This is a genomic window from Paenibacillus sp. GCM10028914, assembly GCF_042666275.1.
Classification (GTDB): domain Bacteria; phylum Bacillota; class Bacilli; order Paenibacillales; family Paenibacillaceae; genus Paenibacillus_AQ.
This window is the reverse complement of record NZ_JBHTFO010000016.1, coordinates 136,320-157,741: the sequence shown is the minus strand read 5'-3', so window position 1 is coordinate 157,741 and position 21,422 is coordinate 136,320. Positions and strand designations below refer to the sequence as shown.

General features: G+C 43.9%; 23 protein-coding genes. 12 read left to right on the top strand and 11 right to left on the bottom strand.

The genetic code is table 11. The features are described from left to right. Positions 1–70 precede the first annotated feature (70 nt). The gene (locus tag ACFQV5_RS16300) at positions 71–319 is read right to left on the bottom strand and encodes a hypothetical protein (RefSeq protein ID WP_379248413.1); all 249 of its coding nucleotides are present in this window, start codon (positions 317–319) and stop codon (positions 71–73) included. On the opposite strand from ACFQV5_RS16300, the gene ACFQV5_RS16295 reads away from it, so the two are divergent. Further along, positions 318–1,094, top strand: coding sequence for an endonuclease/exonuclease/phosphatase family protein (locus tag ACFQV5_RS16295; protein ID WP_379248412.1), 777 nt, complete (start codon positions 318–320; stop codon positions 1,092–1,094). The genes ACFQV5_RS16300 and ACFQV5_RS16295 overlap by 2 nt on opposite strands. Positions 1,095–1,395: 301 nt before the next feature. On the opposite strand, the gene ACFQV5_RS16290 is transcribed toward ACFQV5_RS16295, so the two are convergent. From ACFQV5_RS16290 to ACFQV5_RS16280, 3 genes are all read right to left on the bottom strand, one after another. After that, positions 1,396–2,472, bottom strand: coding sequence for an EAL domain-containing protein (locus ACFQV5_RS16290; RefSeq protein ID WP_379248411.1), 1,077 nt, complete (start codon positions 2,470–2,472; stop codon positions 1,396–1,398). A gap of 81 nt (positions 2,473–2,553) precedes the next feature. Next, complete coding sequence (locus ACFQV5_RS16285) at positions 2,554–4,071, bottom strand: diguanylate cyclase domain-containing protein (RefSeq protein ID WP_379248410.1); 1,518 nt, start codon at positions 4,069–4,071, stop codon at positions 2,554–2,556. 234 nt (positions 4,072–4,305) lie between these two features. Next, positions 4,306–4,722 (bottom strand): pyridoxamine 5'-phosphate oxidase family protein, encoded by a 417-nt coding sequence (locus tag ACFQV5_RS16280; protein ID WP_379248409.1) that lies wholly within the window; start codon positions 4,720–4,722, stop codon positions 4,306–4,308. Between the two features lie 220 nt (positions 4,723–4,942). Between ACFQV5_RS16280 and ACFQV5_RS16275 the strand changes: the two genes are divergently transcribed. From ACFQV5_RS16275 to ACFQV5_RS16250, 6 genes are all read left to right on the top strand, one after another. Next, positions 4,943–5,326 (top strand): VOC family protein, encoded by a 384-nt coding sequence (locus tag ACFQV5_RS16275; protein ID WP_379248408.1) that lies wholly within the window; start codon positions 4,943–4,945, stop codon positions 5,324–5,326. A 346-nt stretch (positions 5,327–5,672) separates the two neighbouring features. Then, entirely contained in the window at positions 5,673–6,698 is a 1,026-nt protein-coding gene (locus ACFQV5_RS16270; protein ID WP_379248407.1) for an ABC transporter substrate-binding protein, read from the top strand. A 41-nt stretch (positions 6,699–6,739) separates the two neighbouring features. Continuing rightward, a complete protein-coding gene (locus tag ACFQV5_RS16265; protein WP_379248406.1) occupies positions 6,740–7,036 on the top strand; it encodes an MTH1187 family thiamine-binding protein in 297 nt (98 codons plus the stop codon). Next, entirely contained in the window at positions 7,033–7,794 is a 762-nt protein-coding gene (locus ACFQV5_RS16260; protein ID WP_379248405.1) for an ABC transporter permease, read from the top strand. Before ACFQV5_RS16265 ends, ACFQV5_RS16260 begins: the two co-directional genes overlap by 4 nt. A gap of 100 nt (positions 7,795–7,894) precedes the next feature. Further along, positions 7,895–8,704 carry an ABC transporter ATP-binding protein gene (locus ACFQV5_RS16255; RefSeq protein ID WP_379248628.1) on the top strand — a complete coding sequence of 270 codons (810 nt, stop codon included), beginning with the start codon at positions 7,895–7,897 and terminating at the stop codon, positions 8,702–8,704. A 56-nt stretch (positions 8,705–8,760) separates the two neighbouring features. Next, positions 8,761–9,558, top strand: a complete 798-nt coding sequence (locus tag ACFQV5_RS16250) for a TatD family hydrolase (protein ID WP_379248404.1) — start codon at positions 8,761–8,763, stop codon at positions 9,556–9,558. Positions 9,559–9,988: 430 nt separating this feature from the next. Here ACFQV5_RS16250 and ACFQV5_RS16245 read toward each other — a convergent pair whose 3' ends face one another. Beyond that, complete coding sequence (locus ACFQV5_RS16245) at positions 9,989–10,756, bottom strand: exodeoxyribonuclease III (protein ID WP_379248403.1); 768 nt, start codon at positions 10,754–10,756, stop codon at positions 9,989–9,991. 191 nt (positions 10,757–10,947) lie between these two features. Here ACFQV5_RS16245 and ACFQV5_RS16240 point away from each other — a divergent pair, with 191 nt between their 5' ends. Beyond that, a complete protein-coding gene (locus ACFQV5_RS16240) occupies positions 10,948–11,091 on the top strand; it encodes a hypothetical protein (protein ID WP_379248402.1) in 144 nt (47 codons plus the stop codon). 88 nt (positions 11,092–11,179) lie between these two features. Here ACFQV5_RS16240 and nfsA read toward each other — a convergent pair whose 3' ends face one another. From nfsA to ACFQV5_RS16220, 4 genes are all read right to left on the bottom strand, one after another. Then, positions 11,180–11,923: an oxygen-insensitive NADPH nitroreductase gene (gene nfsA, locus ACFQV5_RS16235; RefSeq protein ID WP_379248401.1), complete on the bottom strand. Its 744-nt coding sequence runs from the start codon at positions 11,921–11,923 to the stop codon at positions 11,180–11,182. After that, on the bottom strand, positions 11,916–12,515 hold the full coding sequence (locus tag ACFQV5_RS16230) for a TetR/AcrR family transcriptional regulator (RefSeq protein WP_379248400.1): 600 nt from the start codon (positions 12,513–12,515) through the stop codon (positions 11,916–11,918). Before ACFQV5_RS16230 ends, nfsA begins: the two co-directional genes overlap by 8 nt. Positions 12,516–12,604: 89 nt before the next feature. After that, on the bottom strand, positions 12,605–13,774 hold the full coding sequence (locus ACFQV5_RS16225; RefSeq protein WP_379248399.1) for a YhgE/Pip domain-containing protein: 1,170 nt from the start codon (positions 13,772–13,774) through the stop codon (positions 12,605–12,607). A gap of 171 nt (positions 13,775–13,945) precedes the next feature. Beyond that, on the bottom strand, positions 13,946–14,146 hold the full coding sequence (locus tag ACFQV5_RS16220) for a cation transporter (RefSeq protein WP_379248398.1): 201 nt from the start codon (positions 14,144–14,146) through the stop codon (positions 13,946–13,948). Between the two features lie 417 nt (positions 14,147–14,563). Between ACFQV5_RS16220 and ACFQV5_RS16215 the strand changes: the two genes are divergently transcribed. The 4 genes from ACFQV5_RS16215 (at position 14,564) to ACFQV5_RS16200 (ending at position 18,879) form a co-directional block, all read left to right on the top strand. After that, positions 14,564–15,190, top strand: a complete 627-nt coding sequence (locus ACFQV5_RS16215; protein WP_379248397.1) for a DUF5317 domain-containing protein — start codon at positions 14,564–14,566, stop codon at positions 15,188–15,190. Between the two features lie 267 nt (positions 15,191–15,457). Next, on the top strand, positions 15,458–17,302 hold the full coding sequence (locus tag ACFQV5_RS16210; RefSeq protein ID WP_379248396.1) for a bifunctional diguanylate cyclase/phosphohydrolase: 1,845 nt from the start codon (positions 15,458–15,460) through the stop codon (positions 17,300–17,302). A gap of 76 nt (positions 17,303–17,378) precedes the next feature. Next, the gene (locus ACFQV5_RS16205; RefSeq protein WP_379248395.1) at positions 17,379–17,609 is read left to right on the top strand and encodes a hypothetical protein; all 231 of its coding nucleotides are present in this window, start codon (positions 17,379–17,381) and stop codon (positions 17,607–17,609) included. A 121-nt stretch (positions 17,610–17,730) separates the two neighbouring features. Continuing rightward, positions 17,731–18,879, top strand: coding sequence for an ArnT family glycosyltransferase (locus ACFQV5_RS16200; protein ID WP_379248394.1), 1,149 nt, complete (start codon positions 17,731–17,733; stop codon positions 18,877–18,879). An 83-nt stretch (positions 18,880–18,962) separates the two neighbouring features. Here the strand turns inward: ACFQV5_RS16200 and ACFQV5_RS16195 are convergent, their stop codons facing one another. Next, positions 18,963–20,387, bottom strand: coding sequence for an ABC transporter substrate-binding protein (locus ACFQV5_RS16195; protein WP_379248393.1), 1,425 nt, complete (start codon positions 20,385–20,387; stop codon positions 18,963–18,965). Positions 20,388–20,449: 62 nt separating this feature from the next. After that, complete coding sequence (locus ACFQV5_RS16190; protein WP_379248392.1) at positions 20,450–21,412, bottom strand: carbohydrate ABC transporter permease; 963 nt, start codon at positions 21,410–21,412, stop codon at positions 20,450–20,452. Between the last annotated feature and the right edge of the window lie 10 nt (positions 21,413–21,422).

Below are 21,422 nucleotides of genomic sequence, written 5' to 3'. Positions count from 1 at the left end.
AATGTCTTACAGCATGAATATTGAAACACCATTAATAATTTAGTGAACCATATATTAAGTCTATTAAATTTCAGTCAAAAAAGGGGATGCTATGCTCTAATCCAAGAGCGTAGCATCCCTTTTTCGTATCCAGATAGACTGTGAAGCGTGCGAGCGGAGCCGCGAAGCTGCTCCAAGCCGTGGATACAGCCAGCTGCAGCGCCGCGATTTCACATTGTCTATAATTCTTGTTGCAGTAATGCAAGCTTATACGAAATAATATATCATTGAAAGCGAGTTCAAAGATTCCAATACAATAGAGATAGGATGAATACGACATGAGTATAACCGCTATGACATTCAATTTACGCGTGAACGTGGACAGCGACGGCAGCAACGCTTGGCCTTTCCGTAAACATCTTGCGGCAGCTGTTATTGCAGATGCTTCGCCCGACTTTTTTGGTACACAGGAAGGCTCCGGCCCCATGCTGAGAGATCTCGACGAAGCTTTGCCTCAATACAGCAGAATCGGAACGGGTCGGATGGGACAAGGTGACCTGGACGGCGAGCACTGCGCAATTTATTACAAGCAAGCCGATTTCTCGGTCATTTCGGAGGGGCAGTTCTGGCTGTCCGAAACGCCGGAGAAGCCAGGAAGCCTCGGCTGGGACGGCAGCTACCCCCGTATCTGCACATGGGCTTTGTTCCAAAGTACAGGCAGTAACGGAGAGCGCTTTTATGTATTGAACACTCATTTTGACCATATGGGCACCATCGCCCGTCAGGAAAGTGCCAAGCTCATCCTTGAGCATATTCAGCACCTGCGTGAGAAAGAAACACTGCCCGTCATTCTGATGGGTGATTTGAACGCGTATCCTAGCGAACCGGAAATCGCCGTACTGAGAGAAAAGCTGCAAGATGCCTATAGCCTTCTCGACAAGCCCGTTGGACGTACGTTCCATGATTTCAAGGGAGGCACGGAAGGTGAACCAATCGACTATATTTTCACCACAACCGATGTCCAAATGACCGAAATCAACATCCACCGAGAGAAGCTTGACGGAGTCTATCCATCCGATCACTATCCAGTCTCGGTTACTTGGAGACGCAAGTAGTTTTCTGAATCCAAACAATGGAGCTGCCCTAAAAGATCTAATATCTTGCGAGGTGGCTCCTTTTTCTTGTGCGACCGCTTCGCTTATCCGGAAACGCTTCGTCCCCTCCGTATCCCTCTCAAACAAACCTCAACACAAAAAAACCGCTCTTTAGTAGAATGGTAGTGACTAGCAACCAAACTAAAAAAGGAGCGGTTTTATTGGTACCATGGATCAACTTTATCTCCGTTTTTTCTCCGCGAAGACCGTCCTATTAATTCGTACTCAAGCGAGTTGAAGCAACCGTTTCACCGGAAGTTATTTATGTATGTAACAAAGATGTTGCGGTAAAAGCAGGTGCTTCCCCACCGCGCTCGTGATTCAGGGGCGGTCGGTCTGCTGGCTTTCCGAACAAATAACCCTGGGCCAGTTCGATCCCCATCTCGCGACAGAATTCGAATTCTTCCCGTCGTTCAATTCCCTCTGCTAAGACCTTTGCTCCAAAACTATGAGCAATATCTGTAATTGTCGACAATTGTTGTTGCTGTGCCATATTCTCATCACAGCGGTCAATGAGGCTGCGGTCGATCTTGACATAATCCGGTTTCAGACGGATCATCTGTTCAAGTGTAGAATAACCTGCTCCAACATCATCGATGGCTACAGACATTCCATTTTGACGGTATACCTGAAAGATAGACTGTAAGTGTCCCACATCTTCTACGCGTTCCGTCTCTACTACCTCGAACACAAAATCCGTCGGTTCAAGTGACAAGCGTTCAATCGCATTGAATGTATGACTGAGACAAAAATCCGGGTTATATATGGAAGATGGCAGGAAGTTCACAAATCGCTTTACTCCCTTCGGCAGCCACATAGCACTCGTTTCGATTGCAGATATTCTAGCCGCTCGATCCAGAAAAGAATGAAGCCCTGTAGTACGAGCAGTTTCAAAAAGATTATAGGGCTGGAATGGAACGCCCGTTTCATTGGAACGCAGCAAGAACTCATAGGCGACAATATTCTCGGAATGGTCCACAATAGGCTGCATAAAGCTCGTGAACTTCTTTTCCACAATAATATTAACGACATCATAATGCTTCATGCGTGCTTCAAATTCTTGCATCGAAGTCCAATTATGCTGTGCCCCCGGTACAGCTCCTCCAGTTACGTAAAAATTCAATTCCTGCCGAAGGGTTGGCGTAAGTTTCTGGAGAAGCTGCAACAAGGAAAGCATTTCTTCACGACTTCTGTACTTGACCGTACAGATATCATTCATTTCCTCTACAAGATAGCCTTTCTCGAGGAACATCAAGGTTAATTCTGTACATGCTGGACGTATATGAATGGTTCCTTGGTCTTCAATCGGTTCAATGGTGCTGCAGTTATAGCACAACATGGTTTTCCTCCTCAGCAAGCTCACTCCTACAGTAGTTTTATCGGCATTTGGACAAGAAAACTTTTGTATTTTTTAACATTTTCATGTCCGATTTAACTCTGAAAATGCAGCATATATACGCCACCTTACTCCAGTCTCCTTGGCCGCATACATCGCAGAGTCAGCTCGTCCGATAAGCTCTTGATCGTTAGCTGCATGATCAGGATAAACCGCAACTCCAATGCTTGATGAAGTATGAATTTCGTCATTATCCAGCTGGTAAGGTTTACTCAAAATATCACTTATTCGATCAGCTAGTTCCACAATATCCGTGTTATGGATCACCGGGTAAATAAGCACTGTAAACTCGTCTCCTCCAAGACGGGAAAAGATAAGCCGATCATTCTTTAGTGAGTCCAATCTGTCCGCTACCATTCGGATGATTAGATCACCAGCACTATGTCCGTAATTGTCATTGATATATTTAAACTGGTTTAAGTCCATATATAGCAGACCCAATCGATTTCCTTGGCGATCAGCCTCAGCTATATTTTCCATTAGTCGTGCATTGAAATAACGGCGGTTATACAAACCCGTGAGATCATCATGATGTGCCAGGTATTCACTCTGTTTCAGACTTTCATGTAGACGCTCCAAGAGCCGATCATTCTCCAACTGGATAAGCACTTGACGCATCAGAATGAACAATACGCTAAGAGACAATCCTGACAACAGACCACCCCATCCGCCAAACCGTTCAACAATTAGAAAAAACAGTCCTGCAAGCACAACATAAGGAAGAAAATACTTAATCAAAAATGCCATCACAGCAGATTTTCGCTCCCCTGTTCCCTTATCAGCCTGCAATCCTGTTGTCGAGTAGGCGCCTGCCACCCCAATGAGGAACATCGCGACTGTCGAGATCAAGTTCAGATAAGGGCTTGGCCCTAACTCCATTACATCTACAGTCACTAAGTAATATAGACTACCAATCACAAAAACCAGACCACTCAGACAAAGATATACAACAGAACTTTGGTGAATCTGCCTGACTTTCATGTACATTACAATCGTGAAAAATATCAGTATTATGCCGCCCACCGAAAATGACAAGTGCAGCCATAACCATGCTGCCTGACCTGATTGGATCTCTTCAGGCATCTTGGGCAACAAGAAATATTCCCAACTGATCGTTACTATAACGATAAATATAATAACGATATCAAACAAAAATCGCAGACCTCGAAGCAAACCCTGTTCACGTCCAAACAAATAAACAAGTCCAGCGGTAAACAGAATCATTTCCATACTCCGAAGCAGTTCTGTGATACTGATGTCGTATATATATTCTTCTCTGGACCCTGCAGAATATGGCTCTGCGAACTGGGCTATTCCTTCACAAATCAATGCCAACATGACCATAATCCAGAAAATACGGGTCGGCCCTTCATGACGCACAGCAAACACAGCAAGATAACAGGCAACACTAAGAGCAGCAATCGCCTTAAACATCGCTTGGATTGTTATGGCCTCAGGCAACAAATGTACGATCATCCATTGAACAAACAAATACATGACAGCCAGCAGCAGCGGCATCTTACTATATACATTCCATTTCATAAGCGTTCCCCCTGGAAAGGTTGGCTTGTAATTGACATGATGTAATTTGTAGGTCTAATGGATTATGACCCCTTTCCAAACAATGATACTTTTTACCCATCAGGAAGTAAAGAATAGAACACAAAAGTGGAAGAATTCAACCTCCCAGTGGAAGAACTTCTCCCTTCAATCGCAAATAGATTATAAAAAGACCCGGAAACCTTAGTTTCCGGGTCTTCACGATAATGGTATATTCTATTTCTCCCATACCTCACGCTCCTGATCGGGAGCTGTGTATTCAATCCGGTATGGCTCAATATCGAGTACAATATAGTTCGGATCATCAGATCCCTCAAACCATTTCTTTAATTCATCATTCCATACTTTTTGTCGAAGGCTATCATTTTTCGTGACAGATGCCGTTCCTTGAATTTCGAGGATCTCTTGTGTGCCTCCAAGTTCAAACCCAGCCAGCAGGAACACATGGGGGTTACTCTCAAGCTCCTCAACCTTGTGCGTTCTGCGATCCGTTGCGAGATGAATGCTTAAACCTTCATGGAATAAGGCCATGTATCGTGCTTTCGGTTTGCTTCCTTCTATCGTTGCAAAGGTACAAAATTTGTTCTGGTCCAGCGCTTTCACAATCTTTTGTTCGAGTTGTAATTTATCCATTTCTCCTGCTCCCTTCTATTTATTCAGGTTTATATTGGCTGTATTCTTAGTGTACCCGTACTGCAAAATCTGAATCTAAAACGAAAAAAAGAAAATAAATCCACAAAGGACCATTAGGTGTATTAGCTTAAATACACTGGTATCCCCACTTGACAACTCGGGTTTAAATGATATGATTCTGTTTATTTCCTAAACTTTCATATTTAAGGGGTGCCATTAGATGACAAGAAGAAGACTGGATCATGTAGGTATTGTAGTGCGAGACTTAGAGAAGACACTTGCCTTTTACACCGAAGTTGTCGGGCTTGAGCTTAAGGGACGATTAACTCATACGAATGGAGTCATCGAACTGGCATTCCTCGGGTTTCACGGTGCCGATGAGACCGAAGTAGAGCTTATCCAAGGATACAGCGACTCGCTTCCGGCCGAAGGAACGGTACATCATTTTGCTGTAAGCACAGACGATATAGAGGAAGAATATGCACGGGTGAAAGCTCTGCAAGTTCCACATCTGGATGAGGAAATCGTCACCCTTCCGAATGGACACCGTTATTTCTTTATTCATGGTCCTGAAGGGGAGAATATCGAATTCTTTCAACGCTGATCGCCTGATTGCCTTACTGGACAGATATTTGAAGCAGGACTATAATACACGTAGTAATAATCATAAATCTTACGAACAACTTCATAGAACCGGGGTGCTGGAATTGGCCGGCTGAGATTGTATCCCTTAAAGATACTGACCGTTATACCTGATCTGGATAATGCCAGCGTAGGAATGTGGATTAAGCGATTTACTATACGCTAACAACTTTTTCGCGCCCGTCATGCGTCCCGATCCTTCGGGGCGTATTTTTTTTAGGATTAGGAAAGAAAGTACTACTGTAAGATTGAAACGGTATGACCTTTCTTCTAATGAAGCAACTGTTCAACAAAGGAGAGAAAAATTCGTGAGAACTAAACAAGGGCTAGCCATCGCACTGATCTGTACAGTGCTGCTCCTGGTTACAGGTTGTGGAAATCAAGAGAAGCCGGACAACCAGGAGGCTGGTAATTCGGATAAGCCTGCCCAACTAAGAGATGTTCAGGTTATGCTGGACTGGTCGGCGAATACAAATCACACAGGGCTTTATGTGGCAAAAGATCTCGGATATTACGAAGAAGAAGGCTTAAACGTCAATATTGTTCAGCCAGGTGCTGGCGGCAGTGATGCGCTGGTGGCTTCAGGCAAGGCCGACTTCGGCGTCAGCTACCAAGAAGGTGTCACGCTTGCACGAACTCAAGGCGTGCCGCTCGTATCGATTGCAGCTGTCATTCAGCACAATACGTCCGGATTTGCAGCTCCGAGTGACCGAAATATTAAGAGAGCAGCCGACTTTGAAGGCAAAGCTTACGGTGCCTGGGGTTCCCCTGTAGAAGAAGCTGTTATGAAGTCGATTATGGAAATCGATAACGCTGACGTTAGTAAAGTACAAAAGATTAATATTGGTGATGCGGATTATTTCACTGCCGTGAAGCGCGATATTGATTTTGCATGGATATTCTACGCTTGGACTGGCATTGAAGCTAAGCTGCGCGGGGATGACCTTGATATGATCTACGTTAAGGATTACTCAGAAGCACTGGACTATTACACACCAGTACTTGTAACAAGCGAGAAGCTAATTAATGAGGATCCTGAGCTCGTTAAAGCGTTCATGCGTGCTACTGCCAAAGGCTATGAATACGCGATTAACGAACCTGAAGAAGCTGCTGCTCTTCTCTCAAAAGCCGTGCCGGAGCTAGATAAAGAACTCGTATTAGAGAGTCAGAAGTGGCTAAGTCCACGCTATCAAGATGATGCTCCTCGTTGGGGAGAACAGAAAGAAAGCGTATGGAAAGGCTATGCTGAATGGATGTTTGAGCGTAACCTGCTCGATAAGCCTCTTGAGGTAAACAGCGCATATACGAATGAGTTTTTACCGGAAGCACAATAAAAAACAATGGGACAGTAATTATGGAAAGGGTGGTATATAACATGGCAAGTACTCTGCTTAGCATTCAAGTTATCCCCAAAACACCTGACGGCCGGGACAGTATCCCTTATGTAGATGAAGCCATTCGCGTCATTCAGGAATCCGGAGTCAAGTATCAGGTGAATGCCCTGGAAACAACGCTTGAAGGAGAGTTGCCCGAACTGTTCAAGATTGTGAGTGATATGCATGAAGCTCTGTTTAAGGCAGGTTGTCCGGGGGTCATATCCCAAGTGAAAATAGTGCAATATCATCAAGCGGGGATCAGCATGGACGGGCTGACCAAGAAATATCGTCCATGAGAAGTTTTTGGAATCGTCTTTGGCCGCCCGTCGTGGCGGTCCTTCTCTTTTTAGTGTGTTGGCAATTGGCCGTATCCTGGTTTCAAGTCGAGGATTGGATTCTGCCTCCGCCTTCGAACATCGCTCAGGAGGCGGTTGCCGGCGCTGAAGGGCTACTCGGACATACAATAGCTACATTACAGCTGACAATGATTGGTTTCGGAATCGGTACAGCTGTTGGACTGTTCATTGCGCTCATTCTTCATTTAATCCCGTGGCTAAAAACCGCACTGTACCCACTTCTCGTCATCAGTCAAAATGTACCGACTATTGCTCTGGCTCCCCTGCTCATGATCTGGTTCGGATTTGGAATTCTGCCAAAAGTGATTGTCATTATACTGGTATGTTTTTTCCCGGTTGCCGTCGCCGCCATGGATGGTCTCGCAAGAACCGACCGGACGATGCGGAATTACATGGAGATGGCAGGTGCTAGCCAGTGGCAAACCTTCACGAAGCTGGAGTTGCCCCATGCCCTTCCTTCTATTTTCTCAGGTGTCCGGATTGCAGCAACGTATTCTGTTATGGGCGCTGTCATTGGGGAATGGATCGGCTCAGATAAGGGGATCGGCTATTACATGATGCTGCAGAAGTCCGCTTATCGCACAGATCGTGTTTTTGTCGCTATTTTCATAATCGTCTTACTCAGTTTACTTATGGTTGCGATCATTACCCTGCTAGAAAGACGACTCATTCGCTGGAGTACAACACAGGAAAGATAATTTGTCCAAACGGTCATTCTGGGTATGAAGTTTGGCCGTCACATTATACGATGAGGGAGGTATTCAACAGGTGGAATTAGATCTACACCCTACTGATCATCTGGAAAGAGAGCATCAGGAACAAGCGAATTCACCTCTTCCCCTGCCTGCCCTGGAGGCTCGCGGTATTTATAAATCTTTTAAGAGCCGCAAACAAGAAATCAAAGTGCTGGATGGACTTTCACTCAAAGTACAGCCCGGACAATTCGTCTCTATAATTGGCCCATCCGGCAGCGGCAAGAGTACGCTGTTTCATATCATAGGCGGACTAGTGACCCCTGACGACGGAAGTATTCTTAAGGACGGCGTAGATGTAACCGGGCAAAAAGGACTTATCGCATATATGCCCCAGCAGCCTGCCCTCTTTCCATGGCGAACTGTGGAAGACAATGTTCTTCTTCCACGGGAGCTGGCTGGTATGCCAAAGGAACAAGCACGGGAAGATGCTCGCCGCTGGATGGAGCGGGCAGGGCTTGCCGGATTTGAGCGAGCATACCCCCATACGCTGTCGGGCGGCATGCAGCAACGGACAGCATTCTTACGGGCTATGATGAGCCCACAGGAAGTGATGTGCCTGGATGAACCGTTTAGCGCTCTCGACGCGTTAACCCGCAGCGACATGCAGCGCTGGCTGCTCGATATATGGGAGGAGCATCGCCGATCCGTACTGATGATCACCCATCATATTGAAGAAGCACTGCTTCTATCGGATGTAATATATGTCTTGTCTAGTCGACCTGCACAAGTTCTGCAAAAAATCGAAGTGCCATTTCCTAGACCTCGGCAAGAAAACATCTTATCCGACCCAGCTTTTCTAGACATGAAAAGCACGATATCCGCCATGATGCGTGAAGAGCTGAAGAAGCGGTAGATCTCTCAATTCGAAGCGATTCCATAATAATTAACGAGAAAAAGGTGACGCCTAGAATGACATCTCCCTTCATCGATACCCACATCCATCTGGATACTTATTCAGATGAGGAGCAGAAGATGATTCTCGAAAGCCTGCCTGGTTGCGGCGTTGAGACTGTCATTTCTGTATCCATGCATCTGGAATCTTCCCATCGAAACTTAAAGCTTGCACAGCAGTTTCATGGGCTTGTGAAGCCCGCCTTTGGCTTTCACCCTGAGCAGCCTCTTCCATCGGATGACGAGATTAAGGCTTTGTTTTCATTTATGGAAAGCCATGTGAATGAAATGATTGCCGTTGGTGAAGTCGGTCTCCCCTATTACTCACGCCTTGAAGCGATGTCCGGCGTCAAAAAATGGGACAATGAACCGTACAAAGCCCTGCTCGAGCAGTTTATTGTTTTTGCTAAGAAACATGACAAACCCATCATTCTACATGCTGTCTATGAGGATGCAGATACAGCATGTGACCTGCTTAAGAAACACGGCGTTACGTCAGCACACTTCCACTGGTTCAAGGGTTCCTCGGAAACAATTCGGCGGATGAACAAGGCGGGCTATTACATCTCTTTCACACCAGATCTACTCTATGAGTCGGAGATACGAGATCTGGCCAGGCAGTACCCTAGAGCTCAGGTCATGACCGAAACCGATGGACCATGGCCATTCGAAGGACCTTTCGAAGGACATATGACTCATCCCGGAATGACTGCTCACGTTGCCGCAGCCTGGGCTGAACTTCAAGGGTTAAGCCTGGCAGAATCAAATCGTATATTGTATGACAATGCGAGTCGATTTTATCGCCTGAACGATTAACCTGAACTTTTCATGATCTGAACGAGCATTGGCGCACTATCAAGGGGCTGTCCCAAAAGATCAATAGATCTTAGGAGCAGCTTCTTTTTGCATGCAAGACGCTCCGCGTATAGGCATTCATTAAAAACAGATCTCACAAAGAAACCGCCCTTTGCTAGAATGGAAGTACGACCAACCATCTAAAAAAGGAGCGGTTTTATTTGTACATTCAATATACCATGGATCAACAAGAAAAGACGGAGAGCGCCCATAACCTGTTGAAGAAGGCGGCAATAGACCTAAATAAAGACATGGCGCTGCTGGGATAACCTCCCTGGCTCCACCATGTCTTTATTTTTCGCTTCATATTTCACTCAAGTGAGCTGTCTCGTCAAACAGGAATCTACTTTGGTGGCAGCCTCTTTTATTTCACATGGATAGTTATTAAGTTTTAGCTGACTCCTATGTCCTGAAGCGTAACAGAAACCGGACAATGATCACTACCCATCACATGACAGTCGATTTCCGCGTCCACCAGCTTCTCAGATAGCCGGGCAGACATAAGGAAATAATCAATGCGCCAGCCAATGTTCCGCTCTCTCACCTTTGCCATATAGGACCACCAGCTATATACGTCCGTGCGATCTGGATACAGAAAACGGAAAGTATCTATAAATCCGGAGGCAAGCAAATCTGTCATCTTCCCGCGCTCTTCCAGCGTAAAGCCTGAGTTTCCAAGGTTGGATTTAGGATTCTTCAGATCAATCTCCTGGTGTGCTACATTTAGATCCCCACACACTACAACCGGTTTGAGCTCGTCCAATTTCAGCAGGTAACTACGGAAACGTTCTTCCCATTCCAGTCTATAATCCAACCGGCTAAGATCGCGCTTCGCGTTAGGCGTATATACATTAACAAGATAGAAGTCTTCAAATTCCAATGTGATAGTCCTGCCCTCAGGTTCACTGTCCTCTTCAATACCATACCAAACAGACAGAGGAGGAATTCTTGTGAATACCGCGGTACCGGAATATCCTTTTTTCAGAGCATAGTTCCAATATTGATCATATTCGGGACCCAAATCGAGATCAATCTGTCCCTCCTGCAATTTCGTTTCTTGTACGCAAAAGATATCGGCATCTGCCTGTTTAAAATAATCCATGAAACCTTTGGTCACACAAGCCCGCAGGCCGTTAACATTCCAGGATACGAACTTCAATTGTCTTCTCCCCTATTCCAACGATTCTCACAAATCCTATTATACTAACATGAGGGCCTCAAACTGACAATCAATCCCGCTTCGATACAAGGATAAGCATGAATATTAAACCAAGAGTAAGAACAACCTAAACGTTGGCGGTGCTCTTTAAGGCTTCATGAAATAATCCACTTCTCCGAGGAGGTTCTAACATGACAGGAAGAAACAATAAACCAAAGAACGACGGACCATCCAGCAGCCCTGATCGTCTGGATCAATACGGCGACAAGATTGCCTCCCAGAATGAAGAGGAATTCCTCTCAGCTGTCGAAGAGCAGTGCCGAGAAGAAAAATAAACAGAAATATTTTCACACTACAAACACCCATCCTTAGGAATTTCTCAGGATGGGTGTTTGTAGCTTCATATATTATCGCCTTGAGATCCTATCGTTTCATAAATCCCTTACCCTGCAAGAAATCCTTCATATGAAGACGGACTGGTTCAGCCAAACGCTTTGCCATAAACTGCGACCAGCTTGCTACCGGTTTATCACCACTTCGAGCACGCATGTATTCCGTATACGTATTATCATAATTTTTAACTTCTTCAACAGTACGCTGTGCATCATACGCTCCATGATGCAAGACACTTTCAAGTGGCAAGCGAGGGCGAATACCCGGATCTTGATCCGGATAACCAACACACATGCCAAACACCGGGTATACAAGCTCAGGCAAGTTCAACTGCTCAGAAAATTCTGCGATTTGGTTCCGTACCCCACCTATATAAACAATTCCGAGTCCCATCGATTCAGCAGCAACAGCTGCATTTTGCGCAGCCAGTGCGGCATCAGCGGTGGCCACAATTAAATTCTCTGTCGAATCTACACATGTCGGCTGGTCGCCCAATTGCGACTCGCTAACTTTTTGTAGACGATATAAATCTGCACACCACACGAGAAACACAGAGCATTGTTCAATGTATGCCTGATTGCCCGCGAGAATCGACAACGCCCGTTTCTGTTCCGGATCACTGACCGCAATGACGCTATAAGCTTGAACACTGCTGGAGCTGGAAGCCATCTGGCCTGCCTTAATGATCGTATTCAGCTGTTCTTCGGTAACCTGCTCGCTTTTATATTTACGAATAGATCGATGATTCATGAGTAGAGATATGGTTTCATTCACTGGGCATCGTCACTCCTATCCCTTTAAAAATAAATTGTATCGCTTGTTGAGAAATATGAGCCGGATCAGCCTCTATATTCCCGAGTTGCGCTTCATAGTTAATGGCTAGCTTATGGGACAAGCATACCCCCATTATCATGAGCAGTGCCTCACCTGAGGACTCGAAGTAGAATTTCCCTTGCGCCTTCCCCTGATCCAGTAGTTGCTTTATCGCACCCCATACCGGACGCAGAAAAGATAGAACGATCTCTTTACGTGGTGATCGCATGGTCAGCTCCTGCTGAACGATATCACTTAACTCTTTATCATTCAAAGTAAACGATATGATCTCTTGTATAGCAAAAGCCAAACCGCTAACTGGATCATCCATCCGGTCCTGATATTGATCCAGATTATAACCAGGAAAGAATTGTTCAAATAGCGCTATAAACACCTTATCTTTACCGCCAAAATGATAAGATACAAGAGCAAGATTGACGGAGGCTGCTTCACATATTTGTCGAACCGTAGTCCCCTCAAACCCTTGCTCCGCAAATAGTTTTTTTGCAGATAACAATATTCGCATCTTCACATCCAGCTCTGCCTGTTCCATCTAATTGTCCCCTCTAAAGCGTTCTTTCATCTATTATGGAACTTCAGTACGGGCAGTGCAAGTGATGCTGAGCAAGTAAGGGTCGAGGATTAGGTAGATGCCGAAGTGTTGAGATTCAGTTCCGTTTCGGTATCTTCGGAAGGTCTTATTGTTCGTAGTGCGGTCACTCCTGCCGAAATAATGATAGAGATGACTGCAATCGCTACAAGCCCAAGGACATCCTTCTCCAGGTTGACACCACCGAATATAATCGTCATTAGTCCCTCAGCTGCATAAGTGGCAGGAAGAAAATCGCCCATAGTCTGAAAGCCAGAGCTGAGCATCTGTCTAGGAATCATCGCCCCCGAAGTCACCAATTGCAGTGATAAAAGTGTAATATTAAACAGCATTCCCGCCATCCCAAAAATGATAAGAAACAATTGAGAAAACACGAGAAATACCCAAACGATGAGGCTTTGGAATAACCAAAGTGAAATGAACCCCTCCACAGACTGTCCACCTAAGGACATCACCAGTGATGACCCCAGTAAAGAAATGACAAGTGCAGCGATGATATTAATCAATACTCGTGCCGTAAAAACATGCCATTTAGACTCGCGCTTTCCTAGTGCTAACGTAGCCTGCTGCATATTCATCCCCATAATCATGGCTCCGACAAAGGAAGCCAGAACCATCATCATCGGAACCATCTGATTATTCATTCCATCTACAGGATTAATATAGCGAGTCTCAGATTTCACTCGTTCTACTAATCCAGTCGCAGCCTCGCCTGCTTGCTCGGACGGGAGTGACATACGCTCAAGCATATTTTTTAATCCTATAGCCGAGGCCTCACGATCAACAATTCCCGTAATCATTGCTGCTGTACTGTCCATCACACTCTTCACAAGCGCAGGATTCGATTCATTAATCTCATACAACAGCTTCGCAGTTGCTGCAGGATTTTGAAGTGTGGTTGTGAAATCGGTTGGAATGATCATCATCATTTGTACTTCCCGGTTCACAAGCTGCTGCCTTGCCGTTTCTTCATCAGCCATAAGGATCTGAAATGGCATAGTCCCTTTCATTTTCTGAACAATCTGATCCCCCATAACATGGTCGTTATCTACAATTGCAATACGAAAATCCTTGATTCGATCATTAGCTCCGTTATATCCCGTCATCCATACAACACTGAAAATAATCTGAAATGCCATCGCAATAACGATACCTACAATCATCTGCGGCTTTTTCACCAAATTCAGTACACTGTTGAACATCAGTTTCACTCCCCATTAATTTAATCAATCGTTTAAAACATTTGTTTAATTAAACAGATGTTTAAATCTTATGTTGAGTTACACATATTGTCAACAGTGCTTTGCTATAAATTTCTACGACAAAAAACCCGCCAAGCTTCAGCCTGACGGGTTTCGATATGAGTGAATCAATTATACGACATCGTATCCTTGTTCTTCGATAACTTCTTTAATTTGCTCCACGGTAGTTTTGGTTTCGTCATATTCCACCTTTACGGTGCCTGCTGCCAAATCCACTGTTCCCGTCATACCCGCGTTTTTCAGAGCACCTTCGACCGAATTAACACAATGGTTGCAAGACATACCTTCAACGCTCAGCGTAACTTCTTTCATTGTAATTCCTCCTTGGCTCTTATACCGGTTAATTGACCGGATATTTGTTTAGATACTTTACCCCGTAACTTCATATCTCAATCCTTTTGAAGCTTTAATTGAGGTTCCATTCTCATCCTCATTATACTATACCCCCCATATCTATGTAAAGAAGGTGTTTACATGACTTGTTATCTTTTTACTGTGAAATAATTCTGTCTGCATAAGTACAGATCAACCTCAAAAAATATTAATTGACAGAATTGAAAAATATGATGCAATATCGCCCATTTTGCTGGTATAATAATCAATAAATGTTCATAAAGTCCAAATTTCTTACATATTTGACAATCTATTTATATATTTACGAAGATATCTTCCCCATTTTAGCTTGAAATATTTCATTATTATAGAAAACAACGAAAGTAGGACATCTACATGGTTTTTGACGGTATTATTCTAGGATTGATCGTAGGGTTCCTCCGAGGAGGCTTCCGCCATGGGTTGCTGAAGTTCAGTCAGATCAAACTTAAGGGCGGTTGGATGTTCCCACTCCTTCTCATCATTCAATTCGTTATTTTCTATTTTCAGGACAACTCCCAGTCAATTGCTTCCATGAGTAACTATGCTTTTATCTTAATTTATATAATCGGAATGATTTTCCTTTGGTTGAATCGTAACCTTAAAGGCTTCTCATTTATTCTGCTAGGGGTATTTCTTAACTTCTTAGTCATGGCAGCAAATGGCGGACGCATGCCGGTCTCACTTCAGGCAGCATCCGTGCTTGATCCTTATTATGTGGACATGCTTAAGAATGGCTCTATTATTTCGAAACATTTTCTTATGGATGCTTCAACTAAACTATCTTTTCTTGGTGACATCATTCCCTTATCCCCTCCATATCCGAGAACACAAGCTATCAGTATTGGGGATATTGTAATGAATTTCGGAATTTTCCTTTATATCGTTCATTTGTTGACACCTAGCAAGAAGCAAGCACATCAAGATGAAGATATAACTACTGATGGAAAGACCACTAATCTCGGTGAACCTCAAAATTTATAATATATTCGAGTTCACGATTTCTTAAAAAGGAGGGGATAAATATGAAAAAAACAGATAAAATTAAGTATTCCCGTATTGTAGTTAACGCGATTATCGTAGCTTCCGTTGTTGTTGCTCTGACTTCCGGCTACAGATTAGGCTAGTTTGCGAAAGCTCCCAAAAAAACAGGCTCTATGTAGCCTGTTTTTTTACATATCCTCGTTGTTTTAAGATCTAATATAACTTAAAATATGGAGAAACATCACAGTTTTCTGAGGAGTAGTAATCATGTCCATGTTTAAGCGCTTTAGAATAGATACCAACCAACTTTATATCATTCTTATTTCTATTATCGGGTGCTGCTTTTTTATTCTTGCCAATAAGGGAGAGTTTCTATATTACACAACGTCTCAATGGGTATGGTTATACGCAATGCTGGGTTCTGCTCTTATTTTAAATTTCTTTACATTTCAATTACCCCCCCAAGGAAACGTACAATCGATGGATTCTTCCATATATCTGGCTTGTATATTTATTTATGGGGCTCCATTTGCATTGTCTATCATTCTTTTTAATTTGATTATTTTTATCATATACTTCAGAAATATCTCCTGGTGGAAACATTTCGCCAACTTCTCTATCTATTCTTTAATGATTATCGGTTCTTCGTATATTTATAACCTGACTGGAGGACAAATCGGTCCTATCCAGAATGAAAAGCTCCATGCCTATATCGCAACACTGATCGTCTATTTTGCACTGAATGTTTCATTACTGGGTTTATATTTCTATCTTCATTACAAGGGATCGTTATATGAAATTCTAAAGTCATTTTTGAAGGATACTCTACTAGTTTACTTGAGCACCCTAGTTCTATCCCTGGTCCTGTCCATCCTTATCGTACATAATGGAATTTTCGGTCTAGCTTTATTTATGGGCGTAAGCGTAATGCTTTCTTATTCCTATAAAAAATTATTTAAAATGTACAACGAAATCCAAGAGAAAGCGATTAAAGATCAGCGAACCGGATTATTCAATCATAGCTATTTTGAGAGCTTGCTAGATACGGAAGTGAAAAAATCGAAAACTGCAGGAACTCCGTTATCACTGGCCATGATCGATATCGATGATTTCAAAAAATATAACGATCAGTTTGGTCACCTGAAAGGGGACTTGCTGCTCGGATTTCTGGGTAAATTCCTGAAAGATGAATGTGAACCTGCCGAAGTTACCGCTTCTCGTTTTGGCGGTGAAGAGTTTACCATTCTGATGCCAGGTTATGACGAGAATAAAGCTCAGAATTTTATGAATCGTCTCCGTAAGAAACTAAACGATACCTATTTCGATGGAGTTGAGATATTCCCGGCTGGATGTCTCTCTTTCTCAGCTGGAATCGCCAGTTACCGCGATGACATCTATGATAAGGCGCAAATGGTCGATCTCGCGGATCAGGCACTTTATTATGCCAAGAAGCAGGGCAAGAATATCGTCCATGTATACGGAAGTGGCTCTGTTAAAGAATATGAAATCGATTTTGACGAGGATGTGCGCGACATAGAGCAGCAGCTAAAGCTGTTCCTCTACAAGGATGTCGATACTTTCAAGCACTCCAAACGTGTATTCCGTTATGCTATTGATATGAGTGAGGTACTTAATCTGGACAGCATAGAAAGACGTACTTTTGTACTTGGTGCACTCATTCATGATATTGGAAAGCTCGAAATCCCTTGGGGAATTTTGAATAAACAAGATAAACTCACACCCGAAGAGTGGGAAACGGTAAAACGTCATGTCAGCTGGGGCAAACGGATAGCGGAAACGAATGAAAAACATGCAGAACTTGTACCCTATATCGAACTTCACCACGAACGGTACGACGGGGGTGGATATCCTCATGGCTTCAAGGGAAGCCAAATACCGAGATTGTGCCGCATGCTCACGATCATTGATTCGTTTGACGCGATGACAAGCGAACGACCTTACCAAAAAACAAAAACCTACGAGGAAGGGATTGCTGAGCTGAGAAGATGCTCGGGCACCCAATTTGACCCAGAGCTAGTGGAGATATTTATTAACTATATGGAACAACGTATCATAGAACAGCAGCAGCCTGCAGCAGGATTCGATTCCTAACCCCTTCTCTCTCGCATGTTTGATACTTCCTAAAAAAAGGTATAAAGAGAGTATCAATCAAAATGAGGTGAGATCAATGGACGACAAAAAGAAGGACCTTCCTCTAGAGAACGGTCCAGGAAACGCAGATCATCCTGAGCAGTATCCTACAGATCAGGAAAGCCTGTTCGACCGTTTTGAAAGCGAACAGAATGTCGATCCAATCCCCATGGAAGATTTAAATCTGGAGAAGCAAGAAGAAAAACGCCGGGACGGTACATCAAAAAACCGTTCTTCCAGTGATAGCAAATACCATAGCGGTTTCTAAGGGATGCCTTAAGGATGTCCGCAGATGAGGCTCCGTATAATTACGGAGTCTTTTTATTTGACCTGGTTTTATTTAATATATAGAGTGGTTAGAGATAAACACATAGAGTGGAGTGGACAATTTGTTTTCCATCTGGTCCTTGAGTCGTCTGAATCGCAAACTGCTCCTTATTATCATTGCCGGAGTATTCCTGATGTCTTGCCTGCTGATCATTGCTGGCGGAAAAAATGGCCCCCAAGGTGCTATTATTGAAATGGAGCAGAAATATATAACCAGTGCAGCAATGATTGGTCATCTCGATCAAGATGGAGCTTCTTCCATCGTAATGCCTGGTGTACCCCTTATGGTTGCAGGACTAACCAAGCTGTTTGGAGATGATGGACAGGCTCTCACCGCCTATCGTCTAATCCAATGCCTTTTTCACGCCTTTTCCGTGTACTTGGTATTTGTCCTGTCCAGATATATGTTCAATACATCTACGGCACTTGTAGCATGTATTATCTATGCACTTTATTGGCCCGCTTACGGGGTAGTACGTTTGATCCTGCCGGATACTACTATGCAGATGCTTATGCTCATGCTCGTGTGCGCAGTCATCGGTGCCCTAGAGTTCAAACAAGCAGGTTGGTATACCGCCGCTGGCATACTTACAGCCTTCGTAGCCTATTTCAACCTGCAAGCTCTACTGTATCCGGTCCTCTTTATTGCGCTGTGGTGGATATATCGCAGCCCGTGGAAGGTCATTGCCGGCGGAACTTTACTGATTACCATCGGATATCTACTCGTCCTGTCCCCTTGGTGGCTCAGTATCCCGCTGTTCGAGAAGCTGATGTATCTTCCAGGCCCGTGGAATATTGCTCCACTCTGGCTTGATGCCCGCTTTATCGAAGGCAACCCGATCATTCACTTGTATCGGAGCGTATTTGGAGGTACTTCAACGAAATATGCGGGACGTTTTGATGATGAAGAAGCCCGTCGTGTGGTGCAATCAGCGCTGGACTTTGTACGACTGTTTTTGCTGTACGCTGGTGTTGCAGGCCTCATCTGGTCTGTCTGGAAATACCGCTTAAAACGTCAGCTCCCTGTGCTGCTTACACTTCTATATTTCATAGCAGCAGACTGGCTCGTCCCAAGCCTCGACGGGACTGGCTTTCCTTATGGCGTTTTTATATTGATGTACACCGCATTTTTAGCTGATAAAGCCCTCATCTATGCGCACAAAACAAGCATTCATAGATCTTCGGGCAGGCACCGAAAGTATGTGAGATAATCTGTAAATGAAGAAACAGGCCGCCCAAGGTATATCCTTAGGCGGCCTGCTTGCTTCTATATTCCTAAATTAGATGTGCTCACTTATCCTGCTTGTTCTTGTTTTAACTTCTCTTCCTTAATCTTAATATCTAACTCTTCTTCCACTTTACGCAAAAACTCTGCAATATTCATATCCGAATTGGCGAATTCGCTTAACTTTTCCGTTACCAGATTCTCAGCCAGTCTTTGATATTGTGATTTTCTACCTTCCAGTACTCTTGCGATATCCGGAAAATATGCCTGAACATTCTGGCCTTCATAAACTTCTTGCTTTTCACTTCCGAATGTCGCGATCACTTCGGGACTCTTCAGTACGGTTGGAAATCCTTTGCCTGAGAAGTACATCTGAATATCTTCGGATACTTCTTCCATCATCCATTGGAAAGCAGCGTCCTTGTTCTCACTGTACTTATTTAGAATGTACATATGAGCTTGCGTTGGTGGAGTGAATTTATCCTCCCCACCCCATATCGGAACGAGAACCGCATTCGTATTCGCTCGAACCTCTTCAGGGATTCCCCATTCCATAAACGTCGGCCAAGACAGTAACATGGCTGCTGTCCCTCCAGCATAGAAACTTCCTTGTTTTTCTGGATCGCGTTCATAGATGCCTGGTATGCTGTAGAACTTCTTCATGAATTCGAAGTATCTGGTTATATTAGGATCCTTCGTAAGTATCACTTCATCAGTTTCAGGATCTACAAAATTAGACGTAAGCTCCTTCAATGGTGCAAGCGTATCGTTCGTCGTACTATTTCGATATCCTAATTCCAATCCCCGATACTGCACACCGTTTCTTTCTCCAGTTAACTTTTTAGCAAGTTCAATGGTTTCATCCCAAGTCATGTGATCTGTAGGGTAATTTACGCCGAACAGATCGAAGATCTCTTTGTTGTAAAATAGCGTAAATGTATCTGCAAACGTAGGCACTCCGATCATCGAGCCTTTGTCATCATAAGAGCGGAGCAAGGATATGACAGACTGATCAATTTTACTTGTATCCATTTCATATATTTTCATATAATCATCAATCGGTTCAACCATGTCCAGTTCCTGCAAGCCCGCAATTCCTATAGACGTATATATGATATCCGGGATGACTCCACTCGCGTTTAATTCTTGCAGAGACACTGAATCAGCGCCCCCCTGAATCCATTCAACGGTAATGTTCTTCCCTTCAGCCTTGAGCTTCTCTTCAATAGGCTTCATAAGCTCAGAGGTGAGGTCAGACCCCCACTCATGCTGTATGGTAATAATTGTCTCGTCGCTGAAATCCGTCACCGCTTTACTCGTCCAGTCCTCTTCTTCTTCTTGAACACCTTCAACTTCTTCTGTAGTCACCTCAGACTGCGCTTCAGATACAACCTCTGGTTCTTTCGCTTCCGAATCACCACCACTACACCCTGAGAGTATTGTTGTTAGCATGAACATAAAAGTAATGATTAAAAATATTGATTTTCTTTTCATATCATATCCCCTTTTTCAGCTAATGTTCTTATTCGCTTTATCGCAATGCAGTGTACACGTTTCTACTCAACCAAACCTGTACGCTCAACACTTTCAACGAAGTAACGCTGTGCGACTAAGTAAAGAATCAGTGGAGGTAAAATAACCAGGAAGCTTGCTCCCATCTTAATCGGTTCTGCTAAATATTCAGGCAATCCCCCATTCGTAATAAATGTAGATAATTGGCTATCGATAAATGACATTTTCAGAGCTAGCGGCATATCCCCCTTTGAACCCAAGAACATCCTAGGGTAATACGTGTCATTCCAAGTCCAAACGAATGAGAACAAAAGGACAACGAGAATAGCCGGTTTTGCCAATGGGAACATAACACGTACATAGAATCTCAACGCACTCGCGCCATCAATCCGAGCTGCTTCTTCCAAGGCTTTCGGTTGTGTGGAGAAAAATTGACGGAAGATGATCACAAAGAGTGCGCCTTTTACACCGAATCCAAAAATAGAAGGCAAGATCAGTGTTAGTAAATGGCCATTCATTCCAAGCTTGGTATACAGCATGATCGTAGGCAAAATCACAACTTGCGGCGGAATAATGAATGCCAAGAAGACGAGGAATAGAATCGTCTTCTTGAATGGGACATCCAGCCTTGCTAGTGCATAGCCCGCTAGTCCACACGAGATACAATGCAGCACGGCTGTCGAAATCGCAATAAGTAAGCTGATGGAGAGAGACTTTGGATAATCCAGCAGCTTCCATGCTTCAACCACATGACCCAAGTAAACCGATGATGGAATCCATGTTACAGTCGGATCTATTAAATCCTTGGCATTCATGACCATCTTCACAAGCATTTTTAATATTGGGTTCATGTACACGTAGGAGGTTACGATGAATATTCCGTACAAGACTAATTTAAATATCAGCCCTTGATTCATCTCTCGTCCTAGAATGGTGTACTTCACTTGCCGCAATCCGCGCTTCGTTGAGACCTTCTGTTTCACACGCGTCGCTAAGTCAACCTTCATGTTCTGCCTC